Origin of the sequence: Maribacter thermophilus (genome assembly GCF_001020565.1) — a bacterium.
Lineage (GTDB): Bacteria > Bacteroidota > Bacteroidia > Flavobacteriales > Flavobacteriaceae > Maribacter > Maribacter thermophilus.
The window spans coordinates 3,254,054-3,273,858 of record NZ_LDAS01000001.1; the positions used below are offsets into that span (position 1 = coordinate 3,254,054).

The 19,805-nt window shown below is 38.9% G+C and carries 19 protein-coding genes; 12 read left to right on the top strand and 7 right to left on the bottom strand.

Annotated elements, in window-relative coordinates; all coding sequences use genetic code 11:
* Positions 1-41: 41 nt before the first annotated feature.
* Both AB657_RS14100 and AB657_RS14105 read left to right on the top strand, forming a co-directional pair.
* Complete coding sequence (locus AB657_RS14100) at positions 42-1,619, top strand: SulP family inorganic anion transporter (protein ID WP_047247075.1); 1,578 nt, start codon at positions 42-44, stop codon at positions 1,617-1,619.
* A 64-nt stretch (positions 1,620-1,683) separates the two neighbouring features.
* Complete coding sequence (locus AB657_RS14105; protein WP_047247076.1) at positions 1,684-2,268, top strand: TlpA family protein disulfide reductase; 585 nt, start codon at positions 1,684-1,686, stop codon at positions 2,266-2,268.
* 55 nt (positions 2,269-2,323) lie between these two features.
* On the opposite strand, the gene AB657_RS14110 is transcribed toward AB657_RS14105, so the two are convergent.
* From AB657_RS14110 to AB657_RS14120, 3 genes are all read right to left on the bottom strand, one after another.
* Positions 2,324-2,803: a c-type cytochrome gene (locus tag AB657_RS14110; protein WP_047247077.1), complete on the bottom strand. Its 480-nt coding sequence runs from the start codon at positions 2,801-2,803 to the stop codon at positions 2,324-2,326.
* A gap of 86 nt (positions 2,804-2,889) precedes the next feature.
* On the bottom strand, positions 2,890-3,852 hold the full coding sequence (locus AB657_RS14115) for a YheT family hydrolase (RefSeq protein WP_047247078.1): 963 nt from the start codon (positions 3,850-3,852) through the stop codon (positions 2,890-2,892).
* 9 nt (positions 3,853-3,861) lie between these two features.
* Positions 3,862-4,836 carry an NAD(P)H-dependent flavin oxidoreductase gene (locus AB657_RS14120; protein WP_047247079.1) on the bottom strand — a complete coding sequence of 325 codons (975 nt, stop codon included), beginning with the start codon at positions 4,834-4,836 and terminating at the stop codon, positions 3,862-3,864.
* Positions 4,837-4,954: 118 nt separating this feature from the next.
* Here AB657_RS14120 and AB657_RS14125 point away from each other — a divergent pair, with 118 nt between their 5' ends.
* The gene (locus AB657_RS14125) at positions 4,955-5,428 is read left to right on the top strand and encodes an acyl-CoA thioesterase (protein WP_047247080.1); all 474 of its coding nucleotides are present in this window, start codon (positions 4,955-4,957) and stop codon (positions 5,426-5,428) included.
* Between the two features lie 53 nt (positions 5,429-5,481).
* On the top strand, positions 5,482-6,108 hold the full coding sequence (locus AB657_RS14130; RefSeq protein WP_047247081.1) for a GntR family transcriptional regulator: 627 nt from the start codon (positions 5,482-5,484) through the stop codon (positions 6,106-6,108).
* 21 nt (positions 6,109-6,129) lie between these two features.
* Here AB657_RS14130 and AB657_RS14135 read toward each other — a convergent pair whose 3' ends face one another.
* Both AB657_RS14135 and AB657_RS14140 read right to left on the bottom strand, forming a co-directional pair.
* Entirely contained in the window at positions 6,130-7,035 is a 906-nt protein-coding gene (locus AB657_RS14135; RefSeq protein ID WP_047247082.1) for a DMT family transporter, read from the bottom strand.
* Positions 7,032-7,385, bottom strand: coding sequence for an arsenate reductase family protein (locus AB657_RS14140; RefSeq protein WP_047247083.1), 354 nt, complete (start codon positions 7,383-7,385; stop codon positions 7,032-7,034). The genes AB657_RS14135 and AB657_RS14140 overlap by 4 nt, the downstream gene beginning before the upstream one ends.
* A gap of 84 nt (positions 7,386-7,469) precedes the next feature.
* On the opposite strand from AB657_RS14140, the gene AB657_RS14145 reads away from it, so the two are divergent.
* The gene (locus AB657_RS14145) at positions 7,470-7,931 is read left to right on the top strand and encodes a DinB family protein (protein WP_047247084.1); all 462 of its coding nucleotides are present in this window, start codon (positions 7,470-7,472) and stop codon (positions 7,929-7,931) included.
* A 2-nt stretch (positions 7,932-7,933) separates the two neighbouring features.
* On the opposite strand, the gene AB657_RS14150 is transcribed toward AB657_RS14145, so the two are convergent.
* Complete coding sequence (locus AB657_RS14150; RefSeq protein WP_047247085.1) at positions 7,934-8,677, bottom strand: DUF3298 and DUF4163 domain-containing protein; 744 nt, start codon at positions 8,675-8,677, stop codon at positions 7,934-7,936.
* An 85-nt stretch (positions 8,678-8,762) separates the two neighbouring features.
* On the opposite strand from AB657_RS14150, the gene AB657_RS14155 reads away from it, so the two are divergent.
* From AB657_RS14155 to AB657_RS14170, 4 genes are all read left to right on the top strand, one after another.
* Entirely contained in the window at positions 8,763-9,920 is a 1,158-nt protein-coding gene (locus AB657_RS14155) for a cystathionine gamma-synthase (protein ID WP_047247086.1), read from the top strand.
* A 180-nt stretch (positions 9,921-10,100) separates the two neighbouring features.
* Positions 10,101-11,444 (top strand): NADP-specific glutamate dehydrogenase, encoded by a 1,344-nt coding sequence (gene gdhA, locus AB657_RS14160; protein ID WP_047247087.1) that lies wholly within the window; start codon positions 10,101-10,103, stop codon positions 11,442-11,444.
* Positions 11,445-11,571: 127 nt separating this feature from the next.
* Positions 11,572-12,291: a DNA repair protein RecO gene (recO, locus tag AB657_RS14165; RefSeq protein ID WP_047247088.1), complete on the top strand. Its 720-nt coding sequence runs from the start codon at positions 11,572-11,574 to the stop codon at positions 12,289-12,291.
* Complete coding sequence (locus AB657_RS14170; protein ID WP_047247089.1) at positions 12,275-14,704, top strand: TonB-dependent receptor; 2,430 nt, start codon at positions 12,275-12,277, stop codon at positions 14,702-14,704. Before recO ends, AB657_RS14170 begins: the two co-directional genes overlap by 17 nt.
* 63 nt (positions 14,705-14,767) lie before the next feature.
* On the opposite strand, the gene AB657_RS14175 is transcribed toward AB657_RS14170, so the two are convergent.
* Positions 14,768-15,154 carry a hypothetical protein gene (locus AB657_RS14175; RefSeq protein ID WP_047247090.1) on the bottom strand — a complete coding sequence of 129 codons (387 nt, stop codon included), beginning with the start codon at positions 15,152-15,154 and terminating at the stop codon, positions 14,768-14,770.
* Positions 15,155-15,342: 188 nt separating this feature from the next.
* On the opposite strand from AB657_RS14175, the gene ileS reads away from it, so the two are divergent.
* The 3 genes from ileS (at position 15,343) to AB657_RS14190 (ending at position 19,793) form a co-directional block, all read left to right on the top strand.
* Positions 15,343-18,747, top strand: a complete 3,405-nt coding sequence (gene ileS, locus AB657_RS14180; RefSeq protein ID WP_047247091.1) for an isoleucine--tRNA ligase — start codon at positions 15,343-15,345, stop codon at positions 18,745-18,747.
* A 4-nt stretch (positions 18,748-18,751) separates the two neighbouring features.
* The gene (locus AB657_RS14185; RefSeq protein WP_047247092.1) at positions 18,752-19,135 is read left to right on the top strand and encodes a TraR/DksA family transcriptional regulator; all 384 of its coding nucleotides are present in this window, start codon (positions 18,752-18,754) and stop codon (positions 19,133-19,135) included.
* Between the two features lie 61 nt (positions 19,136-19,196).
* The gene (locus AB657_RS14190; protein WP_052958715.1) at positions 19,197-19,793 is read left to right on the top strand and encodes a hypothetical protein; all 597 of its coding nucleotides are present in this window, start codon (positions 19,197-19,199) and stop codon (positions 19,791-19,793) included.
* The last annotated feature ends 12 nt before the right edge of the window (positions 19,794-19,805 follow it).

Sequence of the window (19,805 nt, forward strand, 5' to 3'; positions counted from 1 at the left end):
AGGAAATAGTACTATTTTTGCGCCCTTAAAATAAAAGAGCTGTGCGCAAGTATTTTAATTTATTCGATTTTAAACAAAAAGTAGATTACAAAACTGAAATTTTGTCTGGGTTGACAGTGGCTCTTGCATTGGTGCCAGAAGCCATTGCATTTGCTCTTATTCCAGGTTTTTCCCCTTTAACGGGACTGTATGCCGCTTTTGTTTTGGCCTTGGTTACTTCTATTTTAGGAGGTCGCCCTGGTATGATTTCCGGAGCAACCGGAGCTGTGGCGGTTATATATATTGGGCTGATATTGGAATTAAAAAGAAACTTCCCCGGAATAGAGCCAGAAACCATTCTGAACTATGTGTTCGCTACCGTTATTATTGCGGGTATATTACAGATAATAGCAGGCATTTTACGCCTGGGTAAATTTATTCGTTTGGTGCCCCACCCGGTCATGTTCGGATTTGTGAACGGCTTGGCCATAATTATCTTTATGGCACAGTTTCCTAATTTTTATGAAAAGGGAACCGATACTTTATTAAGCGGATCTTCTCTTTATATTATGTTGGGACTTACGTTATTGACCATGGTCATTATCTGGGGGCTACCAAAATTAACAAAGGTAGTACCCTCTTCGTTAGTGGCCATTATAGTGGTGTCCGCGATAGTTTTAGGGTTTGGCATAGATACTTTGACCGTGGCCGATACTATGAGAGAGGGTGAGAGTATCAAAGGAGGTTTCCCTCCTTTATCCATTCCTCAATTACCATTTACCTTAGAAACATTTAAAATAATAATTCCGTATGCCGCTATTGTAGCCGGTGTTGGATTAATAGAAAGTTTGTTGACCCTGAACATTATAGATGAAATTACCGATACCCGTGGTAGTGGCAACAAAGAATGTGTAGCTCAAGGTACTGCGAACATTCTTTCAGGTTTTTTCTCGGGTATGGGCGGTTGTGCAATGATAGGGCAAAGTTTGATCAATACTTCGGCTGGGGCAAGGGCACGCCTATCGGGTATTACGGCGGCTATTATGCTTTTGGTTTTTATCATGTTCGGTTCTAGTTTAATAGAACGTTTGCCTATGGCCGCATTGGTAGGGCTAATGTTTATGGTGGCCATAGGGACTTTTGAATGGGCAAGTTTTAAAACATTTGGTAAAATGCCTAAATCTGATGTGATCGTAATGGTATTGGTAACGCTGATCACGGCCATTACACACAATTTGGCGGTCGCTGTTTTATTAGGGGTGATTATATCGGCATTGGCATATTCTTGGGAAAATGCAAAGCGTATTAGAGCCAGAAAGCATATTGATGAAAACGGGGTGAAACATTATGAGATTTATGGACCATTATTTTTTGGCTCAACGGCTCTTTTTGCCGAAAAATTCGATGTAACAAATGATCCCGATGAAATTATTATCGATTTTAAAGAAAGCCGTGTGGCCGACATGTCGGGTATAGAAGCATTGAATAAATTGACCGAACGCTATTCTAAGGTTGGTAAAAAAGTCCACTTAAGACACTTGAGCAAAGACTGTATTCGTCTATTAAAAAATGCGGACAAGATCATAGATGTAAACGTTATGGAAGATCCTACCTATAAGGTTGCCGTAGATAAGGTCTAAAGAAAAAAGGTGTATGTATAATTCGTACATTGCCATTTAGTCAAATGCTTCTTTTTTTAGGCAAATGGATTACAAAAAAATAAAAATAGGGAACGTACTGTTCTGGGTATTTATAGTTTTAATGATTGTACCCCAGACCAGAAGTCCTATTATGGTCGCGATCAACAAAGTTAGGGTACTGGTGTTTTCGCCTGCTGTTTTAGGTAGGGAGAAACAGGATCAATTAGAACCGTTCACCTATAAGCTGACCTCACTGGATGGGACATATATTGAAAAAGAAATAGGGAAAGGCAACATTACTTTTATAAGCTACTGGGCAACATGGTGCCCACCATGTATTGCAGAGATGCCCAGTATTCAGAGTTTGTATGAGGATTATGGAGATAAGGTAGACTTTTTGCTTATATCAAACGAAGATCCCGAAGTTATTTCCGGTTTTTTAGAAAAGAAGCAATTTGATATTCCGGCATATGTAGCTCGAATGAATGCACCCTACGACCTATTTGAGAGAACCATTCCTACCAATTATATTATAGACAAAGAAGGAAAAATCGTTGTTAAGGAAAAAGGAGCTTCAGATTGGAACAGTCAAAAAATTAGAGGTCTTTTAGATGTGTTATTGGGTACTACGGTACCATCATCGGAATAAAAAAGCCCTTTCAATTTTTGAAAGGGCTTTTTTTAAAGATTATATAATATGGCAATTATAAGGTACGTAGATATTCTGCGACAGCTCTTGTATCTTCTTCGCTTAAATTTTGGTTAAGCATTATTGCATTGTTATATTCTTTTAATAATGCCTTGGCGATAGGATCTTCCTTTAACATTACATCAGGGTTTATGATCATGTTCATAACCCATTCAGGACTTCTACGCTCATACACACCTTTTAATGCCGGACCTATCATACGCTGGTCTACCATATGGCAAGCCGTACAGATAGCTTGAAATTTTTCTTTTCCGGCCGCTGCCAAATCATCATCGATCTCATCTCCAAAATCAACATTTTTAAAAGGCCCTACTCCTTTGTTGTCCAAGTCAACTGGAACACCTTCGGTGGAGGCGGCCGCTTTAACTTCTTTTTTGGTACGGTTCATTTCAAAACCCTCCTTCTTTTCTTCTTTTTTTTCTCCACAGCCAACCACCAAGGCGCCTAGAAATAACAGGGTGAATAGTTTTTGCATTTTTTTAAATTTAATCTTGAATAAAATTGGAGAGACTAAGATATAAAAATTTATCCGTAGGCATTGCTTTTTAATAATGAAGAGTACTAATTTATGGTATTGAAAAACTGAACGGTACGACTTTCTGTATAGGTGATGTTGTCAGGCCCATAAAAACCCACATGCCCACCATATTTAGGTGTTTCCAGAAATAGATTTTTGTTATGTTCCGCTTCTTTGATAGGATAGCAAGCTTCTCCTAAAAAAGAATCGTTTTTGGCATTTATTATTAAGCTCGGAATTTTAATGTTGGGCAAAAACTGTAAACAACTGCATTTTTGGTAATAGTCCATGGCGTCTTTAAAGCCATGTGCCCTACTGGTATAAATATCGTCAAAGTCTTTTAATGTCTTTACCCGTTTTATGTCTTGGGTCGATATTTTATCTGGAAATTGTTGTTGTTTTATCTTTAGTTTACTGACCAGGTTTTTGCGAAACCTTTCGGCATATAGCACATTTTTGAGCTTCATTAATTGTTGAAGCGAATCTGCCAATTGGCATGGCACGGAAACGGCTACTGCCGCAACCATTTCTGTGGGCAATAACCTATCTTCTCCTAGATATTTTAATAAAAGGTTGCCTCCTAGACTATAGCCGTGTAAGAAGACCTGACTATATTTTTGTTGTTGTAAGATATGTTGAACAATCGCATCCAAGTCTTCGGTAGCACCTGAATGATATGATTTGTATAGTTTGTTGGGCGCTCCGCTGCAGCCTCTTAGGTTAATGGAACAGACATCGTAACCATCTGCGATAAGAACTTTGGAGCTACCTTTAATATAGGCACGCTGGGCACTACCTTCCAGTCCGTGTATTATAATGACCACTTTTTTGGTAACCTCGGGAGAGAAACTCCAATCCAAGTCCAAAAAATCACCATCGGGGAGTATAAGTCGCTCCCTTTTTTGTTGTACCCCCTCTATTTTGCGTACAAGACCGGAGTACACCGTAGAAAAATGGCCCGATCTAAAAAATACGGGAGGTTTGTAACTAGAACTTACAAGAGGCATGCGGTCTGTTTATTTAGGAAAAACTTCCAATACTTTTGTTTGTTGTTCTATAGCATTTTTGAATTCCGATTTTAGATTTGAAACTAGTTCCGATACGGGCAAAGTATTTTCTATCGTGGCAACACCTTGGCCTGCAGACCAGATGGTTTTCCATGCTTTGGCCTCTGTGTTCAACTCTTTACCAAAATCAATTTTAGTGTCTTTTTTTAGATCTTCTTCGGTTATTCCTGCAGCCTTTAGACTGGCAGCCAAGAAATTGGCATGAACCCCAGAGATAGAGGCAGTGTATACGACATCGGTAGCGCCTGCATCAATGATCATTTGCCTGTATTCTTTGGTGGCTTTGCTTTCTTCTGTATTGATAAAGCGTGTGCCCATATAGGCTAGATCGGCTCCCATTTGTAGGGCGGAAGCAACATCGCGTCCTGTACTAATGCATCCAGATAAAAGAATGGTCTTGTCGTAAAATTTTTTAATTTCAGCAACTAGGGTCATGGGGTTAATGGTGCCCCCGTGGCCACCTGCACCGGCAGCAACAAGAATAAGCCCGTCTACCCCGGCTTCTGCCGCTTTTTCTGCATGTCTTTTTTTGATGATATCATGAAATACCAATCCGCCGTAGCTGTGTATGGCATCTACAATTTGAGATACGGCACCTAAAGAGGTAATGATCAATGGAACCTTGTGCTTAACACAAAGTTTTAGGTCTGCCTCCAATCTGGGGTTTGTTGGGTGTACTATTAAGTTTACACCAAAGGGTGCCGGTTTTTTTCCTGTTTTCTTTTCAAAATCCGACAAGGCCGTTTTAATTTCAATAAGCCATTCTTCAAATCTTTCACTGGTACGTTGGTTCAATGCAGGAAAAGTTCCTACAATGCCATTTTTACAACACTCTATAACTAGTTGAGGCCCAGATATCAAAAACATTGGGGCGGCAACAATAGGAAGAGAAAGGTTGTTTATAAAAGATGCTTTGGTAGACATGGTGCAGAATATTGAGTTAATAATTTAAGTAAAAAAACATTAAAAAAGCTACTTGCTTTTTCAAAACTATGCTATTTTTATTAAGTATTATGCATGCATAGCAAAAAAATGATTTACGATGTATTTAAAAGAATTTGAAATACGATGGAGCGACGTTGATGCAAACCGTCATTTGGCCAACTCTGCTTATCTTAATTATATGAGCCATACCCGTATGGCCTTTTTGATGGAAATAGGAGTTGATCATAGGTTATTGGCACAACATCAAATAGGACCTGTGGTCTTTTATGAGCATATGTATTACTTTAAGGAGGCTTTTCCGGGCAAACCTGTTAAGGTCTCTATGGAGATAATGGGAATGAGCGAAGATGGTAAGTTCTTTGAGTTTCATCACAATTTTTACAACCACAAAGGGGAAAATTTTGCACATTGTGAGATGATGGGGGCCTGGATGGATCTAAAAACCAGAAAGCTTATTGGCTTGCCCGATGATTTTCTTAAAATGTTTACGGATGTCGAAAAAGGAAAGAACTTTCGTGTACTGACAAAAGAAGATACACGAAAATTTTCAAAAACACCCAAAGACCTGTAAGTTATTTAGATATTGCTTCCCCCTGTTTATTTATACAATTTATAAAAAATAGTATGTACTACTCTGAGCAATTAAAAGAATCTTGTGAAGAAGTTTATGTGCAATTGCATAAGCTAATATTAACAAAGGAACTGAAGAGGGGGGAGCCACTTGATCAAGAACAACTTTCCCGAAAATTAAGGGCAAAGGACGATTGCTTGGAGCATGCCTTCAAAAGGCTTTCTAAAGAAAGCCTCATCGTTTATGAACCGGATCAAAGTGTAAGTGTACGTGAAGTAAGTACCAGTGAAGTTATTGATATCTTGGATTGTAGAATAGCCTTAGAGACCTCGGCGGTAAAGTTCTTTACCCTTCGTGCGCCACAACAAAAAATAGATGATCTTCGCGATTTAATGGTTCCCTTTGAAAAAGGCCCCAAAAACAGTTACGTATTTCAAAAAATTGACAGACATTTTCATGAAATAATAGTAACTAATTGTGGTAATGAGACATTGTTAAACCTATACAAGAAGGGCAATTTTTGGTCTATTATGGATCTTGTGGCCCCAACAAGGCCTTTAAACGATATTTTACAAGAACACCTGAATATTATTTCTGCCATTCACCAAAGAGATGTTAACAGGGCGGTCTCTTTAATGAACGAACACTTGGCGAATTGTAAAAAATCGTTGTTCGGTTAGAAAAAATGTGTTTTTAGGTATCTATTTGGTTTTTAATTTGGGGGGCGAAGGTTTTCTACTGGCCAAATATACCCCGGCGAACACCAAAAGCGCGGCAAACCCTTTGGTTAAGCTTAGTTGATCTTTTCCCATTAACATGGCAAAGAGAATACCTATAAGAGGTTGCATGTAGGTAAAGGCACTTACGGTAGAAGCCTTTAATTGCGTTAAGGCAAACGCATTGAACAGATAGGTTAGAAAAGTGGTGCCGACAATAACAAATGCAATAGCCAGGTAGGCATCTTTTGGTAAATTAGACCATTCGATTGCCATAAGTTCATGATAGGTAATTGGTAAGTTTATTATGATGGCAATAGTAAACAGCCATTTCATCAAGGTAAATGGATGATACTTTTCTATAAGTTTCTTTATCAATATCAAATAAACCCCATAAGAGAATGCATTAACTATAAAAAGAATGTTTCCCAAAGGAATGTTAGGGGCATCTTGCCGAACTTCGGATCCAAGTAAAATCAATAAAACAGCCCCTATAAATCCCAAAAGAATACCACATGCTTTTTGCCATGTAATTTTCTCTTTGATCAATAGTGCGGAAAGTACGACCACAATTATAGGCGTCATGGTCACCAGCACGGCACTATTTATGGGGGTCGATAATTCAAGTCCCTTAAAAAAGGCCAACATGTTCGTGGCCATACCAAAAATAGAGCAAATAAAAAGACGGCCCCAGTCCCTTTTTTCGATTTTTTCCTTTGGTCCAAAAAAAGAAAAAACCCAGAACAACAACGCCGCTCCCGAGACACGAAGCATTATAAAGCCAAAAGGCTGTACGTAATTGGGCATAACACCTTTCGCAATGGTATGGTTTAGGCCGTAGATGGCCGTAGCTCCGAAAGCGGCAAGTATGGCGAGTGTTCTTTTATTCACGAATGAATGGCTTCTTTGGCCGCTTCAACAACCTTCTTGCTGTTACCAATAAATATTTTGTCATTGAAGAGGATAACAGGGCGCTTTAAAAAAGTATAATGCTCCAAGATCAAATTCTTGTAGTCTTTTTCGTTTAATTCTTTTTTGTTTAAACCCCGCTGCCGAAAGAGCATGGCCCTTCTACTAAATAATGATTCGTAGCTATCTGTCAAAGTTCTCATTTCCTCTAACTGTTCTTCGGTAATCGGTTGTGTTTTTATGTCCTGTAAATCAAAACCTTGCAATGGGTGTAGTTCCTTTATAATTCTTTGGCAGGTGTTGCAGGTACTTAAATGATATATTTTTTTCATGACGGGCGCCTTTAAATTAAAGCACAAAGAAACCCAAATCTCTTTAAATGTGCTATTTTTAGGCTTCATTAAAAAGCTGTTATTTTGAAAAACCAATTAGAACTGACCCTTCAGAGTAGAAAGAACCTACAGGATGTTTTAACCTCGATGGATAAAGAATCTTTATTGAAGATTCCTAAGGAATTCAGAAATAATGTATGGTGGAATATTGCCCATGTGGTCGTCACCCAACAAATATTGGTTTATAAATTTGGAGGTCTACAGATGCGCATACCTGATGAAATGGTCGCTAAGTTTATGAAAGGCACGGTGCCCGATGGTACCGCTACGGATGAAGAAATCAAGATTGTTTCAGATTTGTTGATAGATACCGTGGATTGGACCGGGCAAGATCTTGATGCGGGGCTTTTTAAGGGCTATAAGGCGTATAAGACAAGTGCCGGATTCTACCTAAATAGTTTAGAAGATGCCATTAGTTTTAATCTATACCATGAAGGCCTGCATATGGCAGCGATTATATCGCTAAGAAAAATGTTGAAAAATTAGGTTTATGGTTCAATGGGCCTGGCCAAAAATTTTTGTACAGCGGGGTAGGCCAAGGTAATAATTATTGGTCCGTCTGCATACGAGGCGATTTCGTACTGTTCGTAAAACAATTGTAACCCTTCTTTTGTATATCCTATGTTTTCAGGAAGATAAAAGGCATCGTTTTCAAACATAAAACCTGTACTGTTTATGGGAGCATTGTTAGGTATGTTCTCTTGGGAACGAAAATTTGTTTCTGCAAATTCTGTAAAAGAAGCCATGTTCTTAAAGAGTTCGGATTGCTCTAGTTCTATAGCTTTTGACTTGTCAAAATTCAAAAATCTTACGGTACTGTAACCATGGGCGCCCCCCGTAAACAAATAAGAGTTTAAACGTATGGTTAAAATATGTTTGTCCTCGTAGGTGACTTCGCCTTCGAGCTTGGCTTCCCATTGTGTAGTTTCTTCAGGAAATTTTTCTTTTAATTTTTTGTTCTCAGATTCAAAAGAAGCAATGGCTTCCTCAATAGTTGCCACATTGATTTCATCATCAAACTTTAATATAGAAATGATCTCTTCCCTGAGTGCGGTATTAATGACTTGGTCTAGCTTGGTGTTTCCTATTGCTTTGGGTATGGATACTTCTATCAAAGGACATTCTTCACAGGTCTCTTTTTTAAGGGAAAAAGGTTCAAAGGTAATTTTGGTGTCTTTTTCACAGCTCAAAAAAAACAAAACAAGAATCAGAAAAGAAAATCTAACTTTCATGTGGTAGGATGCATTTATTACAAAAGTACGGCTTCGTTGTAATACCAAAAAGATAACGATACATTTGTGTTCATAATTATTTTTTATGGATAACAAAGACTTAAGGTTTAATAGTAAAACCATACACGGAGGTCAGCAACCGGACAAGGCATATGGTGCTGTGATGCCTCCAATTTATCAAACATCCACATATGCACAGACCTCACCGGGGAAGCACTTGGGTTATGAGTATTCTAGAAGTGCAAATCCGACTAGAACGGCACTCGAAAAATCATTGGCAAGTATAGAAAATGGAAAATATGGTCTGGCATTCGCCAGTGGTCTGGCTGCTATAGATGCGGTTTTAAAATTATTAAGACCTGGAGACGAGGTAATTTCCACCAATGATCTATATGGGGGTAGTTATAGGTTGTTTAAACAGGTCTTTGAAGGCTACGGCATTGTTTTTCGTTTTATTGGTATGCAAGAGGCCAATAATATTAGGGAGTATATTAACGACAATACAAAATTGATTTGGGTAGAAACACCTACCAACCCGATGATGAACATTATTGATATCAAGGCCATTTCAAACATAGCGAAAAAAGAAAAGGTCTTGTTGGCGGTAGACAATACGTTTGCTACTCCATATCTTCAAACCCCTTTAGACTTGGGGGCAGATATTGTCATGCATTCGGCCACTAAATATCTTGGGGGGCATAGCGATGTTGTTTTGGGGGCGTTGGTGGTAAAAGAAGAAGAGCTGGCCAATAAACTTTATTTTATACAGAATGCCAGTGGTGCGGTAAGTGGGCCAATGGATAGTTTTTTGGTGTTAAGAGGTATAAAAACACTTCATGTACGTATGCAGCGACATTGTGAGAATGGAGAAAAAATAGCCCGGTTTCTTAAGAAGCACTCAAAAGTAGACAAGGTCTTTTGGCCTGGTTTTGAAGATCATCCGAACCATGGGGTGGCCAAGGATCAAATGAACGGTTTTGGTGCTATGATTTCTTTTGTTCCTAAAGGAGGGTGTTACGAAGATGCCATTAAGATAGTCGAAAGGCTCAAGATTTTTACTTTAGCGGAGTCTTTGGGAGGTGTTGAAAGTTTGGCGGGCCACCCGGCGAGTATGACGCATGCCAGTATACCCAAAGAAGAACGGGAGAAAAGTGGAATTGTAGACGCCCTAATCAGATTAAGTGTTGGTATCGAGGATGTAGATGATCTAATTGAAGATTTAGAGCAATCACTTGAGAAATAGAGAGATTATTGTATGGTTTGGGCTAAAAGCATATTTATTTTTCGATGAAATTAAAAAAACGTCATTAAAAACGTAATTTTTTGATGAATTATAATAAAATGAAGGTTTAAATTATATTAATGACATATTTTTGCAGATAAATTTTGAATTTAATAAATCGAATAGATATTCATTAGTTCTATGAAAGCAAAGATAGAAGCATTTATGGATGAGGTGAAGGCTAGAAATGGTCACGAACCAGAATTTATCCAAGCGGTACAAGAAGTGGCCGACACCGTAATTCCCTACATTGCCAAAAATGAAATATACAATGGCAAAAATATTCTATTAAGAATGGTAGAGCCAGAAAGGCTTATATCTTTTAGAGTAGCATGGGTAGATGACAAGGGTGAAATACATGTGAACAGAGGATACCGGATTCAAATGAATTCAGCCATTGGCCCTTATAAAGGAGGATTGCGTTTTCATCCAACGGTAAATGCGAGTATTCTTAAATTTTTGGCTTTTGAGCAAGTGTTTAAAAACAGTTTGACTACACTGCCAATGGGGGGAGGAAAAGGAGGTTCCGATTTTGACCCAAAAGGTAAATCCGACGATGAGGTTATGCGTTTTTGCCATGCCTTTATGTTAGAATTGAACAGACATGTGGGGCCCAATACAGATGTGCCTGCCGGAGATATAGGTGTTGGAGCCAGAGAAATAGGCTTTTTGTTTGGTATGTACAAGAAGATCCGAAACGAGTTTACAGGGGTACTTACCGGAAAGGGACTTTCTTGGGGAGGTTCAAAAATTCGCCCGGAAGCAACAGGGTATGGAACGGTATACTTTGCACAAAGTATGTTGAAAACAAAAGAAAAGGATTTTAACAAAAAGACCGTGGTAATATCCGGCTCAGGAAATGTGGCACAATATGCGGCAGAAAAGGTAATACAGTTAGGGGGTAAGGTCGTTACCCTTTCAGATTCTAGTGGTTATGTACATGACCCAGAAGGTATTGATGCCGAAAAGCTTGAGTTTGTTATGGATTTAAAGAATAACAAAAGAGGGCGTATATCTGAATATGCGGATAAATATTCTTCAGCTACTTTTTATAAGGGCAAAACACCATGGGATGTTAAATGTGATATCGCATTACCCTGTGCTACCCAGAACGAGCTTGATGAAAAAGGCGCCAAAAAACTTCTGAACAACGGTTGTATCTGTGTTGCAGAAGGTGCGAACATGCCCTGTACCGCAGAGGCAGTACATGCATTCCATCAGGCAAAAATTCTTTTTGCTCCCGGAAAAGCATCCAACGCAGGCGGGGTTGCAACATCAGGATTGGAAATGTCTCAAAACTCTTTGCGTATCAGCTGGACTCGTGAGGAAGTCGATGAGCGCTTAAAAGGTATTATGGCCGATATACATGATTCTTGTATAGCGTACGGAAAAGAAGAAGATGGATATTGTAACTACGTAAAAGGCGCAAATATTGCCGGTTTTGTAAAAGTTGCCGATGCCATGTTGGCCCAAGGGGTCATTTAGAAATTTCTAAATTAGTATAGTTAAGTGCGCAGTATTTGTTCAAATACTGCGCACTTTTGTTTTACCTGTACAATAGATGAATTCAAAAGCTTACATCAACTATATTTGTTGAAACTTTGTTTATTTAATGCAGGTAACCACCAAGGCGATAATTCTTACATCTATTAAATATGGGGATACCAATCTGATCGTAAAGGCATTTACCGAATCGGACGGGTTAAAATCATATTTGCTCAGAGGAATTTTGGCCTCAAAAAAGGGAAAGGTAAAAAAAGCACTTTTTCAGCCATTGACCCAACTGGAGCTAGTGTGCAACCATAGAAACAAAGGCACCTTGGAAAGTATAAAAGAAGCCAAGGTAAGCTATAATTACCAAACGATGCACACCCATATTGCCAAGAACGCCATGGTCATGTTCTTGGCAGAAATGTTAAGCAACAGTATTCATGAGGAAGAACCCAATAAAGAAATGTTCAATTTTTTGGAAGCTTCGCTACAATGGTTGGACATACATACCGAAATAGCTAATTTTCATCTTTATTTTTTATTGGTACTGACCAAGTATTTTGGTTTTTATCCCGATGTTAATAATACGGACAGACCCTTTTTTGATTTGCTGGAAGGGGAATTTGTGTCCGCCGCTTCATTGAACCCGATTATTAGTGGAGAGAATCTTTTATTCTTTAAATCGTTTTTGGGCATAAATTTTGAGGCAATACATACAATAAAAATGAAAAAAACCAACCGGCAAGAGTTGCTAAGATCTCTTGTTCTTTATTATGAATTACACCTAGAGGGGTTTAGAAAACCTAAATCACTTGCGGTTTTAAATGAAGTTTTTAGTTAGTATGCATAAATTATTGTTGCTTAATGTTCTTTTTCTTTCTTTTTTAGGGTGGTCTCAACAGGTTACCGTTTTGGATGCGGACACCCGTGAACCTATTGCCAATGTTGCCGTTTTTAATTCGGACAAAACAAAAATTGCCTTAACGGATTTAGAAGGTAATTTTGACGCATCGATTTTTTCTGACCAAGACCGTATTACCTTTAAGCATATTAGCTACGAGGTTAAGAGTATTGGCAAATCTCAAATTTTAAAGCTTAAGCAAAAAGTATATCTAGAGATAAGGCCAGAGGAATTAAACGAAGTGGTCATGTCTATTTCTAAATGGGAACAACAAAAAAAAGAAATTCCGAATAAGATCGTTTCAATTTCTGCCAAAGAGATTTTCATGAACGCTCCCCAGACCTCTGCCGATCTTTTGCAAAGTAGCGGACAAGTGTTTGTTCAAAAAAGTCAGTTAGGTGGAGGCAGTCCTATGATAAGGGGTTTTGCGACCAATAGGTTGGTACTCTCCGTAGATGGTGTTCGAATGAACAATGCCATATTTAGAGGGGGGAATTTGCAAAATGTAATATCCATAGACCCCTTCACGGTAAAGAATACAGAAATTATTTTTGGTCCGGGTTCCGTTATTTACGGGAGTGATGCCATAGGTGGGGTTATGAACTTTTATACAAAAACACCTATTTTGAGCCAAAACCAAGAGGCTTACGTTTCGGGCAGTGCAAATTATCGCTTTTCTTCTGCCAATACAGAAAATACCGTTCATGCGGATATAAATTATGGAAAAGAACATTGGGCGGCCCTTACCAGTTTTTCGTATAACGATTTTCAAGATTTGAAAATGGGCAGCCATGGCCCCGATTCTTATTTACGAAACAATTATGTGCAAAGAATAGATGGCGAAGATGTACTGGTGGTTAACGGCGATCCCAAGAAACAGGTGACCACAGGGTATGATCAGATAAATTTTATGCAGAAGTTTCTTTATAGTCCCAACGCTGTTTGGGACTTAAATTTAGGGGTCTACTATTCAGAAACTTCTGATTACTCTAGGTACGACAGGTTAATAAGGCCCAGTAGTGATGGCGAAGGATTAAGATCTGCCGAGTGGTATTATGGTCCCCAAAAGTGGTTTATGGGAAATGCCCAACTAAAGAGAAAGGGAAAGGGAAAATTATATGACGGTTTAAAATTGACGGCTGCTTACCAACATTTTGAGGAAAGTAGGCACGATAGGGATTTTCAGGACGTGGTATTGAACAGTACCGAGGAAAAAGTGGATGCGCTTAACTTTAATCTTGATTTGGAAAACAAGAAAATCGGTAACTTTAAACTGTATTATGGGGGCGAATTTATTTACAACAAGGTAGGCTCTGTCGGTAGCGACTTAAATATAGAAACAGGAGATTTGGCAAATGCGGCGTCTAGGTATCCCGATGGATCTACATGGAAAAGTTTGGCCGGGTACATAAATGCGGAATATAAGGCAAAACCTAATTTTATTCTAATGTCCGGTTTGCGATACAGCCATGTTTGGATCGATGCAGAATTTGATCAAACCTTTTATTCCTTCCCTTTTAACGATGCTAATTTGAGCACGGGTGCGTTAACGGGTAGCCTTGGTTTTAGTTGGTTCCCTAAAGAAGACCTTCAAATTACCCTTAATGGTTCCACTGGTTTTAGGGCGCCTAACATTGATGATGTAGGTAAGATTTTTGATTCGGAACCAGGCTCTGTAGTAGTGCCAAATCCAGATTTAGAATCTGAATATGCCTACAATATAGAATTGGGGGTTCAAAAAAATTACAATGATAGGTTACTATTAAAAGGGGCTACATTTTACACGTATTTGGTGGATGCACTGGTCAGAAGGGATTTTAGTTTCAATGGCATGTCCGAAATAGAGTATGAGGGAGAGTTAAGCAATGTACAGGCCATACAAAATGCCGCAAAAGCCTATGTGTACGGTTTCGAATTTGGGGCCGATGCCTTTTTGGACGATCATTGGTCTTTATCTTCCAATCTGACCATAACCGAAGGTATTGAAGAAGAGGATGATGGTACCGATACCTCGGCAAGGCATGCTGCCCCGACCTTTGGCGATTTTCATGTAAAATGGAAAAACCAGAAATTGAAAATGGACCTTTTTGTCAATTATAACGGTGAAGTTTCCAATGCAGATCTAGCTTTGTCCGAACAGTCTAAGGACTATATGTATGCGGTGGACGAAAACGGTAATCCCTATTCACCTTCTTGGTATACCCTAAACCTACGCTCTCAGTATACGATTTCCAATAATCTTAATGCTACATTGAGTCTTGAAAACATTACAGATCAGCGATATAGAACTTATTCATCGGGCATAGTGGCAGCTGGTAGAAATCTGGTATTGGGACTGGGGTACTATTTTTAATAAAAAAAGGCCCTTTAAAAAGGACCTTGTTCATTCGAAAAAAATAAAAAAAACCTATAAACCTTATAGTTTAATAGAGTCTTTTACCGCTTTTGCCTTCTTGGCAACATTGTCAGCTGCTTCTTTTGTAGCATCTTTTACATCTTTTCCTGCTTCTTTGGCCTTGTTGATGGCATCTTCACCTGTTTCTTTAACGGCATCCATAGCGTCTTCACCGGTTTCTTTAACTGCATCGACAGCATTTTCTGTGGCATCTGCAGCCTCATCAACTACTTCTTTGGCAGAATCCATAGCTTCAGAACCTGCTTCTTTAAGATCGTCACCTGCTTCTTCTATTGCTTCACCTGCTTGAGAAGCGGCGTCTTTTGCTTTGTCCGCGGTTTCTCTACAAGAAACAAATGAGATACTTAGGGCAAGCATTAGAATTGAACTTAGTACTAATTTTTTCATTTTTGTTAATTTTTAGTGTTTGTTTATACAGTCATATACGAGGAAAATTGGCAAATGGATGTGAAAAACTAAATTATTTTTAACGGATAAGTTTGTTTGGGGGTATTTCCGTAGCCCTATTAGTCTCCAAATCAAACTAAATTTTATAATTTTGCAGCCTTTAAAACCCAGTACCATAAGCATTTCGTATGAAGTTCGCAGAATATAAGGGATTAGATTTACCAAAAGTTGCCGAAGAAGTTTTAAACTACTGGAAAACAGAAGGAATTTTTGAAAAAAGTATATCCGCCAGAGAAGGTAAAGAGAGTTACGTTTTTTTTGAAGGTCCGCCATCGGCAAATGGTATGCCGGGCATTCACCATGTAATGGCCCGTACCATAAAAGATATCTTTCCGAGATATAAAACGATGAAAGGTTTTCAGGTAAAAAGAAAGGCCGGGTGGGATACCCATGGTCTTCCTGTTGAGCTTGGGGTAGAAAAGGAACTGGGTATAACAAAAGAGGATATTGGTACTAAAATATCGGTAGAGGAATACAATGCCGCATGTAAAAAGGCGGTAATGAGGTATACCGATGTCTGGAACGCAATGACCGAACAGGTTGGGTATTGGGTAGATATGGACGATCCATATATCACCTATAAATCCAAGTATATGGAATCTGTTTGGTGGTTGCTAAAACAGATTTACGATCAAGGCCTTATATATAAAGGCTATACCATACAACCATATTCGCCAAAGGCCGGTACCGGACTTAGTTCGCATGAATTAAATCAGCCGGGTACTTACCAAGATGTTACGGATACAACGGTAACAGCCCAATTTAAGGCAGTGGAGGAAACGTTGCCGGAATTTTTGCAGAACGAAGGAACCATTTACTTTTTGGCATGGACAACCACACCTTGGACCCTACCTTCGAATACTGCATTAACAGTTGGACCAAAAATAGATTATGTACTCGTAGAAACATATAACCAGTATACCTATAAACCCATGAACGTAGTGCTTGCCAAAAGTCTGGTAGGCAAACAGTTCTCTGGTAAATATTATCAGGTAGACGAGAAATCCGATTTGATCGGTTATGAGGCAGGAGACAAGAAAATTCCTTTTTATATAGTTAAAGGCAAAGAGTTTAAAGGGGAAGATCTGGTCGGAATACGGTACGAGCAATTATTGGATTATGTACTTCCTTATGAAAATGCGGAAAATGCTTTTAGAATTATCGCAGGTGATTTCGTAACTACCGAAGATGGTACAGGTATTGTACATACCGCCCCGACATTTGGAGCGGACGATGCCCTTGTGGCCAAACAAGCGGTACCGGAAGTTCCACCTATGTTGGTGCTAGATGAAAATGCCAACCTTGTGCCTTTGGTAGATTTACAAGGAAAATTTAGGCCCGAATTGGGAGAATTGGGCGGTAAGTACGTAAAGAATGAGTATTATGAAGATGGGGAGGCTCCAGAACGTTCGGTAGATGTTGAAATTGCCATTAAACTAAAAGAAGAAAACAAGGCTTTTAAGGTTGAAAAATATATGCACAGTTACCCTAACTGTTGGCGTACCGATAAGCCTATACTGTATTATCCATTAGACTCTTGGTTCATAAAAGTGACCGATATAAAAGATCGGATGTTTGAATTGAACCAAACAATAAATTGGAAACCAAAAGCCACCGGAGAGGGTCGTTTTGGTAATTGGTTGGCCAATGCCAACGATTGGAATCTATCGCGTTCTAGATATTGGGGCATACCTTTGCCTATATGGAGAACCGAGGATGGAAAAGAAGAACTGATGATCGGATCGGTGGCCGAACTTAAATCGGAAATAAAGAAGGCCATTGATGCGGGGGTTATGGAAAAAGATGTTTTCCAAGACTTTTCGGTAGGTGATATGTCGGAGGAGAATTATGAAAAAATAGATTTACATAAGAATATCGTGGACACCATTACCTTGGTGTCACCATCCGGTAAACCCATGAAGCGCGAAAGTGATTTGATCGATGTTTGGTTCGATAGCGGTTCTATGCCTTATGCACAATGGCATTACCCATTTGAAAACAAAGACCTGATCGATGAGGGCAAGACTTTTCCTGCAGATTTTATAGCAGAAGGGGTAGACCAAACACGAGGTTGGTTTTATACGCTTCATGCCATAGCCACTATGGTATTTGATTCTGTTGCCTATAAAAATGTGGTTTCCAACGGTTTGGTGCTCGACAAAGAAGGGAAGAAAATGTCGAAACGTCTTGGCAATGCCATAGATCCTTTTGATACTATGAAAGAACATGGGGCCGACGCTACCCGTTGGTACATGATCAGCAACGCGAACCCATGGGACAATCTAAAATTTGACACGGACGGTATTGTCGAGGTAAAGCGAAAGTTTTTTGGCACTTTGTACAATACGTATTCGTTTTTTGCCCTTTATGCAAATATTGATGAGTTTGCATATAAAGAAGAAAACATACCTGTGAACGAACGACCAGAGATAGACCGTTGGATCTTATCTGAACTCAATTCACTTATTGGTTTGGTAGATGAGGCGTATGCCGATTATGAGCCTACAAGGGCCACCAGGGCAATTTCTGACTTTGTACAGGAAAATTTAAGTAACTGGTATGTTCGCCTATGTAGAAGAAGGTTTTGGAAAGGCGATTATCAGAAAGATAAGATAGCCGCATACCAAACACTATATACTTGTTTGGTAACAGTATCTAAATTATCTGCACCGGTAGCACCGTTTTTTATGGATCAGCTGTACAGGGATCTGATGGCGACAACGAAAGGAGAACCTTTTGAAAGTGTTCATTTGGCAGATTTTCCGGTAGTGGACACTAGTTTGATCGATGCCGGTCTGGAGAAAAAAATGAGCAAGGCCCAAACAATTTCTTCATTGGTACTATCTATCCGCCAAAAAGAAAAAATCAAGGTAAGGCAGCCACTGCAAAAAATCATGATACCGGTATTGGACGATCAAGACAAAGCGGATATCTTAGCAGTATCCGAACTGATAAAATCAGAAGTAAATGTAAAGGAAATTCAACTTTTGGATGATGCCTCTGGTATTCTTGTAAAGCGCATAAAACCTAATTTTAAGACCTTGGGCCCTAAATACGGTAAGGATATGAAACAAATAGCCAATGCCGTAAATGCTCTAAATCAAGAGGATATCCAAAAAATTGAACAAGAAGGCGAATTATCTGTTCAAATTGAAAATAAAAATATTATTTTACAGTTACAGGATGTAGAGATCAGTTCTCAAGATATTGAAGGTTGGTTGGTTGCAACTTCAGGTAAAACTACGGTGGCACTGGATGTAACGATCAACGAAGACCTTAAAAAAGAAGGTATCGCCAGAGAGCTGGTAAATAGGATCCAGAACTTGAGAAAAGAATCTGGGTTCGACGTTACGGACAGGATAGATATAAAAATGCTAAAGGACGGCTTTGTGGAGCAGGCCGTTACAAGTAACCTTAGCTATATCAAAACTGAAACCTTGACGGCCGAACTTAGTTTTGAAGAAACTCTGGAAAATGGTACAAAAGTTGCCTTTGATGAGGTGAACACTAAATTGTTTATTCAAAAACATTAACACGATGGCAGAAGATTTAAAAGTTAGATATTCGGACAAGGATTTGGCTGAATTTAAAGTCTTGATCGAAGAAAAAATAGAGAAAGCAAAGAGTCATTTAGAATTACTTAAAAGTTCTTACATGAACGATGGTAACAATGGTACGGATGATACCTCGCCAACGTTTAAAGCCTTTGAAGAAGGCTCTGAAACCATGAGTAAGGAAGCCAATACCCAATTGGCCATAAGACAGGAGAAATTTATCAGGGATTTAAAAAACGCCCTTTTACGAATAGAAAACAAAACATACGGAATTTGTCGTGTTACGGGTAAGCTTATAAATAAAGAGCGGCTAAAATTGGTTCCGCATGCTACCTTGAGTATTGAGGCCAAGAACATGCAAAAGTAATTAAAACGCCTTTAGGGGCGTTTTTTAATAGATAAGCTTGAGGGTATACTCTTTCTTAATAGTGTTATTTATAACTCTTGGTGCAACTGCACAGAAAAGAGTAAAAAAAGCAGTGTTGGACCAATCTATCAAAGCCATACAGATAGATGCCACCAATTGCTATGTAATAATGCTTCATACCAGTAAAGAAAATATGGTTGAAGTAGATGCGCGTATGGATGGTGAGTATAGCGATGATTTGGAACTTACAATGGCAGAAACCGGTAATACCTTGGTATTAGGAGCTGGGTTTCAGCCAATATTCATAAATCCTAACGATAAACTTAGTGCCCACAAAGTGGTATCCATAGCTTTGGATATTATAGTGCCAATGTGGAAGAATGTAGAGGTCTATGGCACCAATGCACGGGTGGTTGTTTATGGTGATTATAACAATTTAGATGTGGTTCTTTCGGATGGGACATGTGAGCTTAACAACGTTTCGCAGAATGTAGAAGTAAAGACACAGAGCGGTAATATCGTTGTTAATGCCGATAGGGCAGAAATAATCGCACGAACCAAATATGGTCAGTTGAGTGACAATCCCATTTCCGGTGGTTTAAACCGGTATACATTACATTCGGTTACCGGAAATATCGAACTACATAAAACCGAATAATATTTCTATTTT

Bases quoted from the DNA above. Each gene is read 5' to 3' on its own strand.
- AB657_RS14105 (WP_047247076.1), top strand. From the start codon at position 1,684: ATGGATTACAAAAAAATAAAAATAGGGAACGTACTGTTCTGGGTATTT.
- AB657_RS14110 (WP_047247077.1), bottom strand. From the start codon at position 2,803: ATGCAAAAACTATTCACCCTGTTATTTCTAGGCGCCTTGGTGGTTGGC.
- AB657_RS14115 (WP_047247078.1), bottom strand. From the start codon at position 3,852: ATGCCTCTTGTAAGTTCTAGTTACAAACCTCCCGTATTTTTTAGATCG.
- AB657_RS14120 (WP_047247079.1), bottom strand. From the start codon at position 4,836: ATGTCTACCAAAGCATCTTTTATAAACAACCTTTCTCTTCCTATTGTT.
- AB657_RS14125 (WP_047247080.1), top strand. From the start codon at position 4,955: ATGTATTTAAAAGAATTTGAAATACGATGGAGCGACGTTGATGCAAAC.
- AB657_RS14130 (WP_047247081.1), top strand. From the start codon at position 5,482: ATGTACTACTCTGAGCAATTAAAAGAATCTTGTGAAGAAGTTTATGTG.
- AB657_RS14140 (WP_047247083.1), bottom strand. From the start codon at position 7,385: ATGAAAAAAATATATCATTTAAGTACCTGCAACACCTGCCAAAGAATT.
- AB657_RS14150 (WP_047247085.1), bottom strand. From the start codon at position 8,677: ATGAAAGTTAGATTTTCTTTTCTGATTCTTGTTTTGTTTTTTTTGAGC.
- AB657_RS14155 (WP_047247086.1), top strand. From the start codon at position 8,763: ATGGATAACAAAGACTTAAGGTTTAATAGTAAAACCATACACGGAGGT.
- gdhA (WP_047247087.1), top strand. From the start codon at position 10,101: ATGAAAGCAAAGATAGAAGCATTTATGGATGAGGTGAAGGCTAGAAAT.
- recO (WP_047247088.1), top strand. From the start codon at position 11,572: ATGCAGGTAACCACCAAGGCGATAATTCTTACATCTATTAAATATGGG.
- AB657_RS14170 (WP_047247089.1), top strand. From the start codon at position 12,275: ATGAAGTTTTTAGTTAGTATGCATAAATTATTGTTGCTTAATGTTCTT.
- AB657_RS14175 (WP_047247090.1), bottom strand. From the start codon at position 15,154: ATGAAAAAATTAGTACTAAGTTCAATTCTAATGCTTGCCCTAAGTATC.
- ileS (WP_047247091.1), top strand. From the start codon at position 15,343: ATGAAGTTCGCAGAATATAAGGGATTAGATTTACCAAAAGTTGCCGAA.
- AB657_RS14185 (WP_047247092.1), top strand. From the start codon at position 18,752: ATGGCAGAAGATTTAAAAGTTAGATATTCGGACAAGGATTTGGCTGAA.